At 71.5% G+C, this 16,670-nt stretch carries 13 protein-coding genes; 10 read left to right on the top strand and 3 right to left on the bottom strand.

What is annotated here, in order from left to right; translation table 11 throughout:
• Nucleotides 1-43 precede the first annotated feature (43 nt).
• The 3 genes from ACFV9D_RS03305 to ACFV9D_RS03295 are packed head-to-tail and all read left to right on the top strand — an operon-like array spanning nt 44 to nt 3,371.
• Nucleotides 44-937 (top strand): NAD-dependent epimerase/dehydratase family protein, encoded by an 894-nt coding sequence (locus tag ACFV9D_RS03305; RefSeq protein WP_385140092.1) that lies wholly within the window; start codon nt 44-46, stop codon nt 935-937.
• Nucleotides 937-1,818 (top strand): aldo/keto reductase, encoded by an 882-nt coding sequence (locus ACFV9D_RS03300; protein WP_385140089.1) that lies wholly within the window; start codon nt 937-939, stop codon nt 1,816-1,818. Before ACFV9D_RS03305 ends, ACFV9D_RS03300 begins: the two co-directional genes overlap by 1 nt.
• A gap of 50 nt (nt 1,819-1,868) precedes the next feature.
• Nucleotides 1,869-3,371 (top strand): glycoside hydrolase family 16 protein, encoded by a 1,503-nt coding sequence (locus ACFV9D_RS03295; protein ID WP_385140086.1) that lies wholly within the window; start codon nt 1,869-1,871, stop codon nt 3,369-3,371.
• Nucleotides 3,372-3,476: 105 nt separating this feature from the next.
• On the opposite strand, the gene ACFV9D_RS03290 is transcribed toward ACFV9D_RS03295, so the two are convergent.
• Nucleotides 3,477-4,865: a cation:dicarboxylate symporter family transporter gene (locus ACFV9D_RS03290; protein WP_385140458.1), complete on the bottom strand. Its 1,389-nt coding sequence runs from the start codon at nt 4,863-4,865 to the stop codon at nt 3,477-3,479.
• 149 nt (nt 4,866-5,014) lie between these two features.
• On the opposite strand from ACFV9D_RS03290, the gene ACFV9D_RS03285 reads away from it, so the two are divergent.
• The 4 genes from ACFV9D_RS03285 to ACFV9D_RS03270 all read left to right on the top strand — a co-directional run bounded on the left by ACFV9D_RS03285 (nt 5,015) and on the right by ACFV9D_RS03270 (nt 9,176).
• Nucleotides 5,015-6,691, top strand: coding sequence for an ATP-binding protein (locus tag ACFV9D_RS03285; RefSeq protein ID WP_385140083.1), 1,677 nt, complete (start codon nt 5,015-5,017; stop codon nt 6,689-6,691).
• Entirely contained in the window at nt 6,688-7,374 is a 687-nt protein-coding gene (locus ACFV9D_RS03280; protein ID WP_385140080.1) for a response regulator, read from the top strand. Before ACFV9D_RS03285 ends, ACFV9D_RS03280 begins: the two co-directional genes overlap by 4 nt.
• A gap of 331 nt (nt 7,375-7,705) precedes the next feature.
• On the top strand, nt 7,706-8,314 hold the full coding sequence (locus ACFV9D_RS03275; RefSeq protein WP_385140455.1) for a helix-turn-helix domain-containing protein: 609 nt from the start codon (nt 7,706-7,708) through the stop codon (nt 8,312-8,314).
• A 70-nt stretch (nt 8,315-8,384) separates the two neighbouring features.
• Entirely contained in the window at nt 8,385-9,176 is a 792-nt protein-coding gene (locus ACFV9D_RS03270; RefSeq protein ID WP_385140453.1) for an inositol monophosphatase family protein, read from the top strand.
• Between the two features lie 55 nt (nt 9,177-9,231).
• On the opposite strand, the gene ACFV9D_RS03265 is transcribed toward ACFV9D_RS03270, so the two are convergent.
• Both ACFV9D_RS03265 and ACFV9D_RS03260 read right to left on the bottom strand, forming a co-directional pair.
• A complete protein-coding gene (locus tag ACFV9D_RS03265; RefSeq protein ID WP_385140078.1) occupies nt 9,232-10,257 on the bottom strand; it encodes a helix-turn-helix domain-containing protein in 1,026 nt (341 codons plus the stop codon).
• A gap of 222 nt (nt 10,258-10,479) precedes the next feature.
• Nucleotides 10,480-11,505 (bottom strand): ATP-dependent 6-phosphofructokinase, encoded by a 1,026-nt coding sequence (locus tag ACFV9D_RS03260; protein WP_385140075.1) that lies wholly within the window; start codon nt 11,503-11,505, stop codon nt 10,480-10,482.
• Nucleotides 11,506-11,764: 259 nt separating this feature from the next.
• Between ACFV9D_RS03260 and pta the strand changes: the two genes are divergently transcribed.
• From pta to pyk, 3 genes are all read left to right on the top strand, one after another.
• Entirely contained in the window at nt 11,765-13,864 is a 2,100-nt protein-coding gene (gene pta, locus ACFV9D_RS03255) for a phosphate acetyltransferase (RefSeq protein WP_385140072.1), read from the top strand.
• Nucleotides 13,861-15,093 carry an acetate kinase gene (locus tag ACFV9D_RS03250; protein ID WP_385140069.1) on the top strand — a complete coding sequence of 411 codons (1,233 nt, stop codon included), beginning with the start codon at nt 13,861-13,863 and terminating at the stop codon, nt 15,091-15,093. Before pta ends, ACFV9D_RS03250 begins: the two co-directional genes overlap by 4 nt.
• 74 nt (nt 15,094-15,167) lie before the next feature.
• The gene (gene pyk, locus ACFV9D_RS03245; protein WP_385140066.1) at nt 15,168-16,598 is read left to right on the top strand and encodes a pyruvate kinase; all 1,431 of its coding nucleotides are present in this window, start codon (nt 15,168-15,170) and stop codon (nt 16,596-16,598) included.
• Nucleotides 16,599-16,670: the final 72 nt, after the last annotated feature.

Genomic DNA, 16,670 nt, shown 5'->3' with positions numbered 1-16,670 from the left:
TTTCCCCCTTCAGACGGCGAGCGCACAACGTAACACTTGTCGCATGAACATTCTGATCATCGGCGGGAACCGCTATTTCGGGAAGCGGTTGACGGCCCGTCTTCTGGATTCCGGGCATGCCGTGACGATTCTCAACCGGGGTTCTTCCGGCGTTCCGGAAGGGGTGGAACATCTGGTCGCCGACCGGAACGACGAGGCGGCGCTGGAATCGGCGCTCGGCGACCGGACTTTCGATGTCGTCGTCGACCAGGTCTGCTACACCCCGCGCCAGGCGGCCGTCGCCCGGCGGGTGTTCGGGCCGCGCACGGGGCGTTATGTGATGACGTCGACGGTGGAGGTCTACGAGTACGAGGACTCGGCCGCGCCCGTACGGGAGGAGGCGGTCGATCCGCGCACGGTCGCCGTCGACCCGGACCTTCCCTGGGAGGACCCGGAGTTCCTCGAGGAGCACTACGGCGAGGGAAAGCGGCAGGCGGAGGCGGTCTTCGCGGCCGAGCCGCCGTTCCCGTACACGACGGTGCGGGTCGCCCATGTGCTGGGCGGCGAGGACGACTTCACCGGGCGGGTCGAGCACTACGCGCGCCGCATCCGGGCGGGCGAGCCGATCGCCGTGCCGGTGGTGAACCACCCGGCCACCTATGTGTATGTCGAGGAGATCGCGGAATTCCTGGCGTGGGCGGTGGAGGCAGAATTCACCGGACCGGTCAACGCCCATTCCCATGGCCCGCTCACCACCGCCGAAATCTGCGCGGAGATCGAGAAGCAGGTGGGCGGCAGGATCGTATTCCAGGACGTGGAGGTCGGCGAGGTCTCGCCGTTCTCCTTCGCCCGCTCGTACGGAATGGACAACTCCCGGGCGACGGCGCTCGGATTCTCTTTCCGGAATTCCGCGCGGTGGCTGGCGCCCGCGCTCACCGAGACGCTGGGGGCACGCTGATGCGGTACCGCATGCTGGGGGACGTACGGGTCGGCGCGATCGGTCTCGGCGCCATGCCGCTGTCGATCGAGGGCCGCCCCGACGAGGCCCGCGCCCTCGCCACCGTCCACGCGGCGCTCGACGCGGGCGTGACCCTGCTCGACACGGCGGACTCCTACCACCCGCCGAGCGGCGAGCCGGGCGAGGGCGAACTGCTGGTGGCGCGCGCCCTGGCCGCGTACGGGGGCGACAGGGACCGCGTACTGGTGGCGACGAAGGGCGGGCGCGGGCGGACGGCCGACGGCGGGTGGACGGTGGACGGCCGGCCGGAGCATCTGCGGCGGGCGGCGGAGGCCTCGGCGCGACGGCTCGGGGTCGAGGCGATCGGGCTCTACCAGCTGCACAAGCCGGACCCCGGCGTGCCGTACGCGGAATCGCTGGGCGCGGTACGGGAGTTGCTGGACGCCGGCACGGTCCGGCTGGCCGGCATCTCCAATGCGGACGTGGCGCAGATCCGGCTCGCGCGGGAGATCCTGGGCGAGCGGCTGGTCTCCGTGCAGAACCGGTACTCCCCGGCCGTACGGACCGCCGAGGCGGAGCTGGGGCTCTGCGCGGAGTTCGGCCTGGCCTTCATGCCGTGGAGTCCGCTGGGCGGGATCTCGCGCAGCTCGCTCGACGGGGCGTCGGCCCTTGAGGCGGACCCCGAGTTCGGGGGGTTCCACCGGGTGGCGCGGGCGCGCGGGGTGAGCCCGCAGCGGGTGGCCCTCGCCTGGCTGCTCGCGCGGTCGGAGACGGTACTGCCGATCCCCGGGGCGAGCCGGCCGGAGACGGCGCGCGATTCGGCGGCGGCCGCCGAACTCATGCTGAATACACAGGAGTTGGCGGAGCTGGACGTTCGGTAGTCGAAGACACCGAACCCATTGACGGGTTCGGTGTCTCCAACTACAAAAGCATGCTGAGAGCGCTCTCACGCCCTCATCCCCCACCGGAGGTGTTCTCCTTGAGCCGCGTCCGACGCACCCCCCTGCTCGCCTCGCTCCTCGCCGCCGCCCTCGCCGCGGGCGCCCTGCTCGGCCTGGGCGGGGCCGGCACCGCCAGCGGCGCCGTACCCCCGGCGCCCGGCTGGTCGCTCCAGTGGAGCGACGACTTCAACGGCCCCGACCGCGCCCTGCCGAACGCCGCCGAGTGGCAGATCGACACCGGCCACGGCTACCCGGGCGGCCCCGGCAACTGGGGCACCGGAGAGATACAGAACTACACCTCCAGCCCCGACAACCTGCGCCTCGACGGCACCGGCAACCTGCGGATCACCCCGCTCAAGGACGGCGCGGGCAACTGGACCTCGGCCCGGATCGAGACCAGGCGCGCCGACTTCAAGGCCCCGGCCGGCGGGACCCTGCGCATCGAGGGCCGGATCCAGATGCCGAACGTGACCGGTGACGCGGCCCTCGGCTACTGGCCCGCGTTCTGGGCGCTCGGCGCGCCCTATCGGGGCAACTACTGGAACTGGCCCGCCATCGGCGAGTTCGACATCATGGAGAACGTCAACGGCCTCAACTCGGTCTGGGGTGTGCTGCACTGCGGGGTGAACCCGGGCGGCCCGTGCGGGGAGACCACCGGCATCGGGGCCAGCCGCACCTGCCCCGGCGCGAGCTGCCAGTCGGCCTTCCACACGTACCGCTTCGAGTGGGACCGTTCGGTCTCCCCCAACGAACTGCGCTGGTACGTGGACGACCAGCTCTTCCACAGCGTGAACGAGACCCGGGTCGGCGCGCAGGCCTGGGCCGACATGACGAGCCACGCGGGCTACTTCCTCCTGCTCAACGTGGCGATGGGCGGCGCCTTCCCGGACGCGCTGGCGGGGAAGACGCCGACGGCCGCGACCGTGTCCGGGCGGCCGATGCTCGTCGACTACGTGGCGGTGTGGACGAAGGGCGGCGGCACGACGCCGCCGACCACCCCGCCGCCGACCACTCCCCCGCCCTCGGGCTCCTCGCAGCTGTATCTGCGGACGGGCTCGGGCGCCGGGGACGCGACGGCGGCGTCCACGGTGACCCTGGCCTCGGCGGGGGGCGCCAACCACGACGGCAGCCCGGCCGGCGCGCAGGTCTTCACCTCCGGTCCGATCACCCGGACCTACAACGGCGGCTCGACCCAGTTCGACCTGTTCGTGGACGCCGGGTCCGTGATCGCCAACGGGCAGCAGGTGCGGGTGAGTTACGACCGTACGGGCGACGGCAGCTGGGAACGGACGGAGACGTACCAGTACTTCGCGACCGATCCCGTACCGGGGTACGAGCACTACACCCAGGCGAGCGGCCTGAAGTCGGCGACCGGCAGCCACGGGGACCTGGTGAACGGACGGGTCCGGATCGAGGTGTGGAACGCGATCGGGAACGGACCGAGCACGGTCGGCGTCGGGAACCAGTCGGTGGTCCGGGTCCCCTTCTCCTGACCGTCCGGTACCGACAGGACGACCCCGGCCGCGACGAACGCGGCCGGGGTCGTCCCTCTTCCCCCGATGCCCGGATCCGGCTCAAGGCCCGGGACTCGGGATCCCTCAGACGCCGGCGCGGGCCTTCTCCACGCCCTCTTCGCCGCCTTCGGCCCGCTGGTCGGGCACGGAGGTCGCCGGGGCGTGGTCGTCGACCAGGGTCTTCTCGTCGAAGGGGACCTTCCCGGCGAGGACCTCGGCGACCCTCGTCTTGTCGATCTCCTTGGTCCAGGTGCCGACGAGGACGGTCGCGACCGCGTTGCCGGCGAAGTTCGTCAGCGCGCGGGCCTCGCTCATGAAGCGGTCGATGCCGACGATCAGACCGACGCCGTCGACCAGCTCCGGCCGGTGCGACTGGAGACCGCCGGCGAGGGTCGCGAGACCCGCGCCGGTCACGCCCGCCGCACCCTTCGAGGCGATGATCATGAAGACCAGGAGGCTGATCTGCTCGGCGAGCGAGAGCGGGTTGCCCATCGCCTCCGCGACGAAGAGCGAGGCCATCGTCAGGTAGATCGCCGTGCCGTCCAGGTTGAAGGAGTAGCCGGTCGGCACGGTGATGCCGACGACGGGCTTGCTGACGCCCAGGTGCTCCATCTTCGCGATGAGCCGCGGCAGCGCGGACTCGGAGGAGGAGGTGGACAGGATCAGCAGGAACTCGCGGCCCAGGTACTTCAGCAGCGCGAGGATGTTGACCCCGGCGACCAGCCGCAGCAGTGCGCCGAGCACCACGAAGACGAAGAGCGCGCAGGTCACGTAGAAGCCGATCATGATGACCGCGAGCGACTTCAGCGCGTCGATGCCGGTCGCGCCGACGACCGCCGCGATGGCGCCGAAGGCACCGATCGGGGCCGCCCACATGATCATGCCGAGGATGCGGAAGACCAGCCGCTGGATGTGGCCGATGCCGCGCAGGACCGGCTCGCCGGCCTTGCCCATCGCCTGGAGAGCGAAGCCCGCGAGGAGGGCGACGAGCAGGGTCTGCAGGACCTCGCCCTCGGTGAAGGCGGAGATCATCGTCTTGGGGATGATCCCCAGCAGGAACTCCGCCGTGGACTCGCTCGCACCGTCGGCCTGCTTGGCGCCGGCCTCGGCGACCTCCTTGGTCAGGTGGAGGCTGGAGCCGGGGTCGAGGATGTTGCCGACGAGCAGGCCGATGGCGAGGGCGACGGTCGACATCACGAGGAAGTACCCGAGGGCGAGCCCGCCGACGGCGCCGACCTTCGCGGCCTTGCGGACCGAGCCGACGCCGAGAACGATCGTGCAGAAGATGATCGGCGAGATCATCATCTTGATCAGGTTCACGAAGCCGGTGCCCAGCGGCTTGAGCTCGACGGCGACGCCCGGGGCCACGAAGCCGACCGTGATGCCGAGCAGTACGGCGGCGATGACTGCGATATACAGGTAATGGGTACGGTCCCGTTGTGCGGCCACGGGGTCCTCCTCGAGCTGATGAATGTCCACGTCCCGGTGGATCCCAGCGAATATCCATCAGCCTGTGACCGGGGTCACCCTTACGTTCCTTTCGTTCACGACCGAAGTGTCGGCGGAGAACAATTCGGGAACGGGATTCCCCGGCGCAAATCCGGCCAGGCACACTTACCGGCATGCGCATACCGTTCCCCCGACCCCGCAGCCTCGCCGGCCAGCTCTTCGCGATGCAGGTCGTGCTGGTGGCCGCGGTCGTGGCCGGGTGCGCCGTCTTCGCCTACGTCACGGACCGCGCCCAGGCCGAGGAGACCGCGCGCCGCCAGGCCACCGCGACCGCGACGGCCGTCGCCGGCTCCCCCTCGGTGGTGGAGGCCGCCGGGTCCACCGACCCGAGCGCGCGGCTCCAGCCGTACGCCGAGGAGGTGCGGCACCGGACCGGGGTCGCCTTCGTGGTGATCATGGCCCCGGACGGCACGCGGTGGACGCATCCGGAGCCGGAGCAGATCGGGCGCACGTACCTCGGCCACATCGAGCAGGCCGTCCAGGGGCGGACCTTCTCCGAGACGCACCTGGGCGTGCTCGGACCCTCCGTCCGTACGGTCGCCCCGGTGCGCGCCGCCGACGGCAGGGTCGTCGCCCTGGTCAGCGCGGGCATCACGATCGACCGGATCAGCGAGCAGGTACGGGAGCAGGTGACGGCGCTGCTCGGCATGGCGGGGGCGGCACTGGCGCTCGGCGGTGTCGGCACGTACGTCATCAACGCCCGGCTCCGACGCCACACGCACGGGATGAACGCGGCCGAGCTGAGCCGGATGCACGACTATCACGAGGCCGCGCTGCACGCGGTGAGCGAGGGGCTCGTGATGCTGGACGGACAGCGCCGGATCGCGCTCATCAACGACGGGGCGCGGGAGCTGCTCGACCTGGACGCGGAGGTGGTGGGCAGGTCGGCGGCGGATCTGGGGCTGCCGGTCTCGCTCACCAGTGCGCTGCTCGCGTCGGAGCCGCGGGTGGACGAGCTGCATCTGACGGCGGAGCGGGTGCTCGTGGTCAACACCCGGCCGGTGGTCGGCGGGGAGCGGCGGGGCACGGTCGTCACCCTCCGGGACCGTACGGAACTCCAGGCGCTGTCGGGCGAGTTGACGTCCGAGCGGGGGTTCACGCAGGCGCTGCGCTCGCAGGCCCACGAGGCGGCGAACCGGCTGCACACGGTCGTCTCGCTGATCGAGCTGGGCCGGGTGGACGAGGCCGTCGACTTCGCGACGGCCGAACTGGAGCTGGCCCAGGCGCTCACCGACCGGGTGGTCGACGCGGTGGGTGAACCGGTCCTGGCGGCGCTGCTCCTCGGCAAGGCGGCGCAGGCCAACGAGTCGGGGGTGGAGCTGGTCCTGACCGAGGACAGTCGGATCGACGACGGCCTGCTGCCGCCGGCGCTCCCGTCCCGGGACCTGGTCACGATCCTCGGCAACCTGATCGACAACGCGGTCGAGGCGGCGAGCGGTACGCCGCAGGCGCGGGTCACGGTCACGGCCCGCACCCGCGCCGGCGAACTCCTGATCCGGGTCGCCGACACCGGCCCCGGGATCGACGCGGCCGACCGGGACGCGGCCTTCGACCGCGGCTGGTCCACCCGAGGCCCGGGCCGCGGCCTCGGCCTCGCCCTGGTCCGCCAGGCGACGACGCGCGCCGCCGGCACGGTGACCCTGACCCGGTCTCCGGAGGGCGGCGCCGAGTTCACCGTACGACTGCCGTTGGTGGCGGGGACCGGGCCCCAGGCCGCCGTCCCGTCGGCCACCGACCGGAGGGCGGCCGCGCCGGCCGTCGGTGCGAGCGGTACGGAGGTGGCCCGATGAGCCAGGACATCCGCGTGCTGGTCGTCGAGGACGACCCCGTCGCCGCCGATGCGCACGCCCTCTACGCGGGGCGGGTGCGCGGGTTCGTCGTCGTCGGGGTCGCGCACTCGCGGGCCGCCGCGGTGCGCGTGCTCGACCGGACGGCCGTCGACCTGATCCTGCTCGATCTGCATCTTCCCGACGGCCACGGGCTGCAGCTGCTGCGCTCGCTGCGGGCCGCCGGGCACCCCGCCGACGTCATCGCCGTCACCTCCGCCCGCGATCTCGCGATCGTGCGCGAAGGGGTGTCCCTCGGGGTCGTCCAGTACGTCCTGAAGCCCTTCACCTTCGCGACCCTCCGGGACAGGCTCACCCGGTACGCCGAGTTCCGCGCCAGCGCCGGGGAGGCGTCCGGGCAGGACGAGGTGGACCGGGCGCTGGCCACCCTGCGCACCCCGCAGCCCGCCTCGCTCCCCAAGGGGCTGAGCGCGCCCACCCTGGAGGCCGTCACCCGTACGCTCCGGGACACACCGGCCGGTCTCACCGCGGCCGAGGCCGGGGCCGCCGTCGGCATCTCCCGGATCACCGCGCGCCGCTACCTGGAACACCTGGTCACGGACGGGCGCGCCGCGCGGGCCCCGCAGTACGGGCAGATCGGCCGGCCGGAGCTCCAGTACCGGTGGATCACGACGGTCGGGCGCTGACAGGGCAGCGGGGCGGCGGGCAGCGGGCGGTGCTGACAAACTGCCGCACGCACTCTTGTCCGTCGACGTCGCGTACGACAGGGTGGTCTGACGGCACGGGCGACCGGCCGCGATGACCGGTCATCGGACACCGATCACCGGTTACCGATCCCGTAGGTGATCATTACGGATAGCTACCGGCCGGTTCCGACGTTTCTACGACTTCTGGCCTTGGGTGAACGCACCGTAGCCACCGGTCACGTTCCGCATCTACCGTGTCGACGTGCAACCCTCCCCTCCCTCACCTCCCTTCAACGCCCTCGCCGCGCGCCGATTGCGCGAAGGCCTCGGCATGGCTCCGGGTCATGTCGCCTACGGCCTCCGCGCGCAGTACGGCCTCGCCGTCACCCCCGACACCGTGGTCGCCTGGGAACGCGGCCGGCTCGCTCCCACCTCCCAGGAGCTCACCGCGCTCGCGGGCGTCCTCTGGTGCGCCCCCGGCGAGCTGATCGCCTCCGCCACCACCCTGCGCGAACACCGGATGGCCCGCGGCCTCGCCCCGGACGACCTGGCGCGACGGGTGGGCCTCGACGCCCCCGGCTATCTCCGGATGGAGGAGTCGGGCCGCTGGCGCGGCAACGAACGCCAGACCGCCGCCCTCGCCGAGACCCTCGGCCTCGGGCCGCGGGCCCTGCTCACCGCGACCGGCAGGAACGAGGACCTGGCCCAGCTGCTGCGCGACGCGGCCACGACGCGCTGGCAGGCGTACGTGCGCCCGGCCGTGAAGATGCTGCCGATGCCCAAGCGGGTCCTGGAGGATGCGCTCCAGCGGCTCTACACGGACTACCACGCCAAGATGGTCGCGACGAGCAGCTGGGGCGCCTCGGGCGACAGCGGCGACGCGGGCCGCGAGTACCTGGACCGGATCGTGGACCACTTCTGGGAGGCGATCGGCCCGTAGAGGTGGCGGCGGACATCCCGTAGAGGTGGCGGCGGGAGTGGGCTTCGCGTCTATCCTGCGAGCCATGGACATGATCAACCCCTCCCCGGACCTCGACGACGCGGGCGTCGCGGTGGCCGCGGTGAGCGCCGGCGCGGACGTCGTGCGCTCCCTGTACGGTCAGCGGCTCGCCCGTATCGACAAGGGCGCCGGGGACTTCGCCACGGCCGCCGACGTGGCGGCCGAGAGGGCCATCCTCGACGTCATCCGTGCCGCCCGGCCCGATGACGCCGTGCTCGGCGAGGAGGGCGGGCAGCAGGGTGCGGCCGATGCCTCGCGCCAGTGGTTGGTGGATCCCCTGTGCGGCACGCTGAACTACGCCGTCGGCAACATGCTGGTGGCCGTCAACGTGGCGCTGCGCCAGGGGGCGGCGGCGGTGGCCGACCCGTTCGGCGGCGACGTCTTCTTCACCGACGGCGAAGCCGCCTGGGCACGACGCGACGGCGATGTCGCGCGGCTCGAGCCCACGCCCGCCACCCGGCTGGTGGACGTCAACCTGGACCCGCCGTTCCCGGGCGCGCCCGGATTCCGGGCGGTGGAGCTGCTGGCCCACCCCGGATTCGTCGAGCGGTTCCGGCCGCGGGTCGTGTCCACGACGCTGGCACTGGCCTGGGTCGCGGCCGGCAAGCGCGCCGCGTACGTCACCGATGGCGGCGACCTGTCGGCGAGCGTGCATTTCGCCGCCGGGATCGCGCTGTGCCGGGCCGCCGGCTGCGTCGTCACCGGGGTCGACGGGGCCCCGATCGGGCCGGCCGGCCGCGGACTCGTGGTGGCCGCCGATGCCGAGACACACGAGCAGCTGATGTCGATGTTCCAGGGCTGACCTCGCCCCAGGGCCTGTCCGACCCTGATCCGCCGGACGGGCACCAGGGCCTGTCCTAGCGGCGGTCGAAGCTGAAGAGCTGGCCCTGCCCGTCCGTACGGCAGGCCGCCTGGGCCAGCTTCGCCCACTCGGCCGTCCGGTCGCCGACCACGGTCACACAGGAGCCGGCGGTCGCCGAGCCCGCGGGGACGATGCGGTAGCCCGTGACGGGGCTCCCGAAGTGCTCCAGGAGGAACCTTTCGACACGGGACGGGTCGCCGCACTCCGAGTCCTCGAACGCGGCGTCCGCAATGCGGCCCCCGGAGGGGATGCCCGAGCAGCCGGGGCCGTAGTCCGGGTGGTCGGAGACGATGCGCCAGTGGCCGGCGCCGAGATGCCTGAGCGAGTAGCGGGGGACGTCGGCGCCCTCGCACGCCCGCTGGTGGATCTGACCGCTGCGCCCGCCCCGCCGTTCGTTCAGGCAGAGGTCCGAGCCGATCACCCGTATCCGTACGTCCCCGTCGGCGGGCGCGGTCGGGGTGGCCGGCACCGTTCCACCGCCGTCCCGGACGAGGGCGAAGACCACGCTGACCCCGGCGAGGACGAGTGCCGTGACGGCGACCAGCGCGACCACCGTGCGGCGTATGCGCGACCGGGGGCCCGGGCCGGGCGGTGGGGGCTCCGATCCGGGACCGGCCGTGGGCTCCGGCACCGCCGGCCACGCGGTGTCCGTGTCCGCGGTGGCGGAGTCCGCGTCCACACCCGCGTCCACGCCCTGGTCAACGCCCGGGTCCGCGTACACCCCTCGTACGGCCAGCTCCTTGCGGACCGTCTGCCAGCTCTCCAGCTCTCCGGGCGCCACGCCGCAGGCGCGGACGAAGGAGGTCAGCAGTTCCTCACGGGGGACGGTCGAGCGGGCGAGCATGTTCGCCACGGTCGAGCGGGGCAGGACGTCGCCGAGCGCCTCCGCACGGGCCGACAGCTCGCGGTACGTCAGTCCCGACCAGTCCTTGAGCTCCTGCAGCCGCGCGATGAACGAGGCGGCGTCGGTGGCCTCGCGCGGGTCGGGTGCGCCGCCCCCGCCGGCGTATCCCTCGGTCATGCGTCTTCCCCACCCCTCCCCCGGACAGGGTTGGGACATGTCCGGGACAGGCTCAAGCCTTGTTGATCCGCTTCTTCAACTCAAGAGTGGAAAGAGGTGATTCCGGTCGGGGCCGGAATCACCACGGGGGAAGCACGAGGGGCCCCGATCGTCCACGGGGGGACGATCGGGGCCCCTCGGAAGATCGGGACCTCGTCGGGACCGAGGTCCCGGCGGGCCGGGTCAGAAGACCGACTCGGCCTCGGACATCCGGTTCGCCGGGACCGTCTTCAGCCGGGTCACGGCCTCGGCCAGCGGCACCATGTGGATGTCGGTGCCGCGCAGTGCGGTCATCTTCCCGAACTCGCCCCGGTGCGCGGCCTCCACCGCGTGCCAGCCGAAGCGGGTCGCGAGCACCCGGTCGTACGCCGTCGGCGTGCCACCGCGCTGGACGTGTCCCAGAATGACGGGCCGCGCCTCCTTGCCGAGGCGGCGCTCCAGTTCGACCGCGAGCCGGTTGCCGATGCCCTGGAAGCGCTCGTGGCCGTACTGGTCGATCTCGCCCTTCTTGTACTCCATGGAACCCTCGGCCGGGTGGGCGCCCTCGGCGACGCAGACGACGGCGAACTTCTTGCCGCGCGCGAAGCGCTCCTCGACCATCTTGACGAGGTCGTCCACCTGGAAGGGCCGTTCGGGCAGGCAGATGCCGTGGGCGCCGCCGGCCATGCCGGACTCCAGCGCGATCCATCCGGCGTGCCGGCCCATCACCTCGACGACCATCACGCGCTGGTGGGACTCGGCGGTGGTCTTGAGACGGTCTATGGCCTCCGTCGCGACGCCCACGGCGGTGTCGAAGCCGAAGGTGCGGTCGGTGGAGGAGATGTCGTTGTCGATCGTCTTCGGGACGCCTACCACCGGCATCCCGGCGTCGGCGAGCATCCGGGCGGCGGTCAGGGTGCCCTCGCCGCCGATCGGGATGAGCACGTCGATGCCGTACTTCCTCGCCAACTCCGGAGCGGACTCGGCCGCTTCGGAGAGCCGGTTGCGCTCCAGGCGGGCGGAGCCGAGGATGGTGCCGCCGCGGGCGAGGATGCCGCTGACCGCGTCGAGATCGAGCGGGCGGTAGTGCCCGTCGAGGAGACCCTTGAACCCGTCCTCGAAGCCGATGACTTCGTCGTCGTGGCCGGTCAGGGCCCGGTGCACGACCGACCGGATCACTGCGTTCAGGCCAGGACAGTCGCCGCCTGCGGTGAGAACTCCGATGCGCATCGTGCTGTGTCTCCTGCTCGGTAGCGGTACATGTGAGCTCTGTCGATTCTCACACGCCCGGCGGAGGCCCCGCGCTCCCTGCTACTCCGCGCGCCCGCCTCCGGGGGCCTTTCGTCCCCTGTTTCCGGGCCTTTCGTCCGGCGGGCGTCCTATCCACCCCCAGAGGTATTGTCAAGAGGGCATTGCCACCCTTGCGGGGTTTTTTGAACACACTCGGTTGACGAGACCGGGCGGACAGGACTGGACAGGAGACCACGGCGTGACGCGCAGCGTGTACGTGACCGGGATCGACCGCGGAGACGGCCGGCAGGTCGTCGAGCTGGGAGTCATGGAGCTCCTGACCCGCCAGGTGGACCGGGTGGGGGTGTTCCGGCCGCTCGTGCACCACCGCCCCGACCGTCTCTTCGATCTGCTGCGGGCCCGTTACCGGCTCTCCCAGGACCCGACGACCGTCTACGGCATGGACTACCACGAGGCCTCCGCGCTCCAGGCCGAGCGGGGCACCGACGAGCTGGTCTCCCGGCTCGTCGACCGCTTCCATACGGTGGCCCGCGACTACGAGGTCGTGCTCGTCCTCGGTACGGACTTCGCGGCCACCCAGCTCCCCGACGAGCTGGCGCTCAACGCACGCCTCGCCAACGAGTTCGGCGCCTCGGTGATACCGGTCGTCGGCGGCAAGGACCAGCCCGCCGAGTCCGTACGAGCGGAGGCCCGCAACGCCTTCCGGGCGTACGACGGGCTCGGCTGCGACGTCCTCGCGATGGTCGTCAACCGCGTGGCCGGTGACGACCGCGCGGCGATCGCCGAACGGCTCTCGGCGCGGCTGCCCGTCCCCTGTTACGTCCTGCCCGACGAGCCCGCCCTGGCGGCCCCCACGGTCGCCCAGATCACCCACCACCTGGGTGCCTCGGTCGTGCTCGGCGACGACGCGGGCCTGGCGCGCGACGCCCTGGGCTTCGTCTTCGGCGGCGCCATGCTGCCGAACTTCCTCAACGCGCTGACCCCCGGCTGTCTGGTCGTCACCCCCGGGGACCGCGCCGACCTCGTCGTGGGCGCACTCGCGGCCCACTCGGCCGGGACGCCGCCCATCGCCGGAGTGCTGCTCACCCTCAACGAGCGGCCCAGCGACGAGATCCTGACCCTGGCCGCCCGCCTCGCGCCCGGCACGCCGGTCATCTCCGTCCCCGGCACCAGCTTCCCCACCGCCGCCGAACTCTTCTCCCTCGAAGGGAAGTTGAACGCGGCCACGCCCCGCAAGGCGGAGACCGCGCTCGGCCTCTTCGAGCGGCACGTGGACACCGCCGATCTGCTGAAGCGGATCTCGGTGGCCCGCACCGGCCGGGTCACGCCGATGATGTTCGAGCACGATCTCCTGGAGCAGGCCCGCGCCGACCGCCGCCGCGTGGTCCTGCCCGAGGGCACCGAGGAGCGGGTGCTGCGCGCCGCCGACGTGCTGCTGCGCCGCGACGTCTGCGACCTGACCCTGCTCGGCGACGTCGAGGTCATCCGCAAGAAGGCGGCCGACCTCGGCATCGACCTCTCCTCGCCGTCGACCCAGCTGATCGACCCGCAGACCTCCGAGCTGCGCGACTCCTTCGCCACGAAGTACGCCGAGCTGCGGGCCCACAAGGGCGTGACGGTGGAGCTGGCGTACGACGTCGTCTCGGACGTCAACTACTTCGGGACACTGATGGTCGAGGAGGGTCTGGCCGACGGCATGGTCTCCGGCTCGGTGCACTCCACGGCCGCGACGATCCGCCCCGCCTTCGAGATCATCAAGACCAAGCCGGACGCGTCGATCGTCTCCTCCGTCTTCTTCATGTGCCTGGCCGACAAGGTGCTCGTATACGGCGACTGCGCGGTCAACCCGGACCCGAACGCCGTGCAGCTCGCGGACATCGCCGTCCAGTCGGCGGCCACCGCGGCCCGCTTCGGCGTCGACCCCCGGATCGCGATGCTCTCGTACTCCACCGGCACCTCGGGCTCCGGCGCGGACGTCGACAAGGTCCGCGAGGCGACCAAGCTGGTACGGGAGTCCCACCCGGAGCTGCGGATCGAGGGGCCCATCCAGTACGACGCGGCGGTGGAGCCGTCCGTCGCCGCGACGAAGCTGCCGGGCTCGGAGGTGGCCGGGCAGGCGACCGTGCTGATCTTCCCGGACCTCAACACCGGCAACAACACCTACAAGGCCGTGCAGCGTTCGGCCGGCGCCGTGGCCGTCGGGCCGGTGCTGCAGGGTCTGCGCAAGCCCGTGAACGACCTCTCGCGCGGCGCGCTCGTCAGCGACATCGTCAACACGGTCGCCATCACGGCGATCCAGTCCCAGGTCCCGTCCCAGGGTCAGGAGCCCACCGCATGACCACCCCCACGCGCGTTCTCGTCCTCAACTCCGGCTCCTCGTCGGTGAAGTACCAGCTCCTGGACATGGCGGAGCACTCCCGGCTCGCGGTCGGCCTGGTGGAGCGGATCGGCGAGGAGACCTCCCGCCTTGTCCACACGCCACTTCAAGGAGGCGGAGGGGTCAAGCGCGAGAAGAACGGGCCGATCTCCGACCACGCGGCGGCGCTGAAGGCGGTCGCCGAGGAGCTGGCGGCCGACGGCCTCGGCCTGGACTCCCCCGAACTGGCGGCGATCGGGCACCGGGTGGTGCACGGCGGGCTGCGGTTCACCGCCCCGACCGTGATCGACGACGAGGTGCTCGCCGAGATCGAGCGACTCGTGCCCGTGGCACCGCTGCACAACCCGGCCAACCTCACCGGGATCCGTACGGCGATGGCGCTGCGCCCCGACCTGCCGCAGGTCGCGGTCTTCGACACCGCCTTCCACACCACGATGCCGGAGTCCGCGGCCCGGTACGCGATCGACGTGGAGACCGCGGACGCGCACCGCATCCGGCGCTACGGCTTCCACGGCACCTCGCACGCCTATGTGTCGCGCGAGACGGCGAAGTTGCTCGGCAAGGCGCCGGAGGAGGTGAACGTGATCGTGCTGCACCTGGGCAACGGGGCCTCCGCCTCCGCCGTCCGGGGCGGGCGGTGCGTGGACACCTCGATGGGGCTGACCCCGCTGGAGGGCCTGGTCATGGGGACCCGCTCGGGCGACATCGACCCGGCGGTCACCTTCCACCTCAAGCGGGTCGCCGGGATGTCGGCGGACGAGATCGACGTGCTGCTCAACAAGAAGTCGGGTCTCGTCGGACTCTGCGGCGACAACGACATGCGGGAGATCCGCCGCCGGATCGACGAGGGCGACGAGCGGGCCGCCCTCGCCTTCGACATCTACATCCACCGGCTGAAGAAGTACATCGGGGCGTACTACGCGGTACTCGGGAGGGTGGACGCGGTGGCGTTCACGGCTGGCGTCGGCGAGAACGCGGCTCCGGTGCGGGAAGCTGCGATCGCCGGTCTGGAGGAGCTGGGCCTGACGGTGGACGCCGACCTCAACGCCGTACGGTCCGACGAGGCACGGATCGTCTCGCCGGACTACGCGCGGGTCGCGGTCGCGGTGGTGCCGACGGACGAGGAGCTGGAGATCGCCCGCCAGACCTTCGCCCTCGTCGCATCGGCGCACGGAGAAGTGAACGCCTGAGCGCCCCCGCGCCCATTTGTACTTTCCACCAGACGGAATATTCCGCAGTGAAACAAACCGATAGGATCCGCCTCATGCGCCGTTCCAAAATCGTCTGCACGCTGGGCCCCGCCGTCGACTCGTATGAGCAGCTGAAGGCTCTCATCGAGGCCGGAATGAACGTGGCCCGATTCAACATGAGCCACGGGACCCAGGCAGAGCACCAGGAGCGGTACGACCGTCTCCGCAGGGCGGTGGCGGACACCGGCCGCGCCGTGGGCGTGCTCGCCGACCTCCAGGGCCCCAAGATCCGTCTGGAGACCTTCGCGGAGGGTCCCGTCGAGCTGGTGCGCGGTGACGAGTTCACCATCACCACCGAGGACGTCCCCGGTGACAAGTCCATCTGCGGCACCACGTACAAGGGTCTGCCGGGCGATGTCTCCAAGGGCGACCAGGTCCTGATCAACGACGGCAACGTCGAGCTGCGGGTCGTCGAGGTCGAGGGCTCGCGGGTCAAGACCGTGGTCATCGAGGGTGGTGTCATCTCCGACCACAAGGGCATCAACCTGCCGGGTGCGGCGGTCAACGTCCCGGCCCTGTCCGAGAAGGACGTCGAGGACCTCCGCTTCGCGCTCCGTATGGGCTGCGACATGGTCGCCCTCTCCTTCGTCCGCAACGCCGACGACGTCAAGGACGTCCACAAGGTGATGGACGAGGAGGGCCGCCGGGTCCCCGTCATCGCCAAGGTGGAGAAGCCGCAGGCGGTGGAGAACATGGCCGACGTGGTCGCCGCCTTCGACGCCGTCATGGTGGCCCGTGGCGACCTGGCGGTGGAGTACCCGCTGGAGAAGGTCCCGATGGTGCAGAAGCGCCTCGTGGAGATGTGCCGCCGCAACGCCAAGCCGGTCATCGTCGCCACCCAGATGATGGAGTCGATGATCACCAACTCCCGCCCCACGCGCGCCGAGGCCTCCGACGTGGCCAACGCGATCCTGGACGGCGCGGACGCGGTCATGCTGTCGGCGGAGTCCTCCGTCGGCGCCTACCCGATCGAGACCGTGAAGACGATGTCGAAGATCGTCGCCGCGGCCGAGGAGGAGCTGCTCTCCAAGGGCCTGCAGCCGCTCGTGCCCGGCAAGAAGCCGCGTACGCAGGGCGGTTCGGTGGCCCGCGCGGCCTGCGAGATCGCGGACTTCCTGGGCGGCAAGGCGCTGATCGCCTTCACCCAGTCCGGCGACACCGCCCGCCGCCTCTCGCGCTACCGCACGATCCAGCCGATCCTGGCCTTCACCACGGACGAGTCGACCCGCAACCAGCTCACGCTGAGCTGGGGTGTCGAGTCCTTCCTCGTCCCGTTCGTGGAGACCACGGACGCGATGGTCGACATCGTCGACGCGGAGCTGCTGAAGCTCCAGCGGTACAGCGAGGGCGACACCATGGTCATCACGGCCGGCTCGCCCCCCGGCGTCCCGGGCACCACGAACATGGTCCGGGTGCACCACCTGGGCGGCGGGCAGCCCGCCTGACGCTCCCCTGCCCCTGGCATGACGAGGGCCCCCGTCCGGATCGGACGGGGGCCCTCGTCATGTGCGGCTCCC

Origin of the sequence: Streptomyces sp. NPDC059875 (assembly GCF_042731085.1) — a bacterium.
In the GTDB taxonomy this organism is placed as follows: Bacteria; Actinomycetota; Actinomycetes; order Streptomycetales; family Streptomycetaceae; genus Streptomyces.
The sequence above is the reverse complement of the archived record's forward strand: the minus strand, read 5'-3'. Positions and strand labels throughout refer to the sequence as shown.

Excerpts from the sequence above, each read along its gene's own strand:
- ACFV9D_RS03305 (WP_385140092.1), top strand. The coding sequence starts at position 44 with ATGAACATTCTGATCATCGGCGGGAACCGCTATTTCGGGAAGCGGTTG.
- ACFV9D_RS03300 (WP_385140089.1), top strand. The coding sequence starts at position 937 with ATGCGGTACCGCATGCTGGGGGACGTACGGGTCGGCGCGATCGGTCTC.
- ACFV9D_RS03295 (WP_385140086.1), top strand. The coding sequence starts at position 1,869 with ATGCTGAGAGCGCTCTCACGCCCTCATCCCCCACCGGAGGTGTTCTCC.
- ACFV9D_RS03285 (WP_385140083.1), top strand. The coding sequence starts at position 5,015 with ATGCGCATACCGTTCCCCCGACCCCGCAGCCTCGCCGGCCAGCTCTTC.
- ACFV9D_RS03280 (WP_385140080.1), top strand. The coding sequence starts at position 6,688 with ATGAGCCAGGACATCCGCGTGCTGGTCGTCGAGGACGACCCCGTCGCC.
- ACFV9D_RS03275 (WP_385140455.1), top strand. The coding sequence starts at position 7,706 with ATGGCTCCGGGTCATGTCGCCTACGGCCTCCGCGCGCAGTACGGCCTC.
- ACFV9D_RS03270 (WP_385140453.1), top strand. The coding sequence starts at position 8,385 with ATGATCAACCCCTCCCCGGACCTCGACGACGCGGGCGTCGCGGTGGCC.
- ACFV9D_RS03265 (WP_385140078.1), bottom strand. The coding sequence starts at position 10,257 with ATGACCGAGGGATACGCCGGCGGGGGCGGCGCACCCGACCCGCGCGAG.
- ACFV9D_RS03260 (WP_385140075.1), bottom strand. The coding sequence starts at position 11,505 with ATGCGCATCGGAGTTCTCACCGCAGGCGGCGACTGTCCTGGCCTGAAC.
- ACFV9D_RS03250 (WP_385140069.1), top strand. The coding sequence starts at position 13,861 with ATGACCACCCCCACGCGCGTTCTCGTCCTCAACTCCGGCTCCTCGTCG.
- pyk (WP_385140066.1), top strand. The coding sequence starts at position 15,168 with ATGCGCCGTTCCAAAATCGTCTGCACGCTGGGCCCCGCCGTCGACTCG.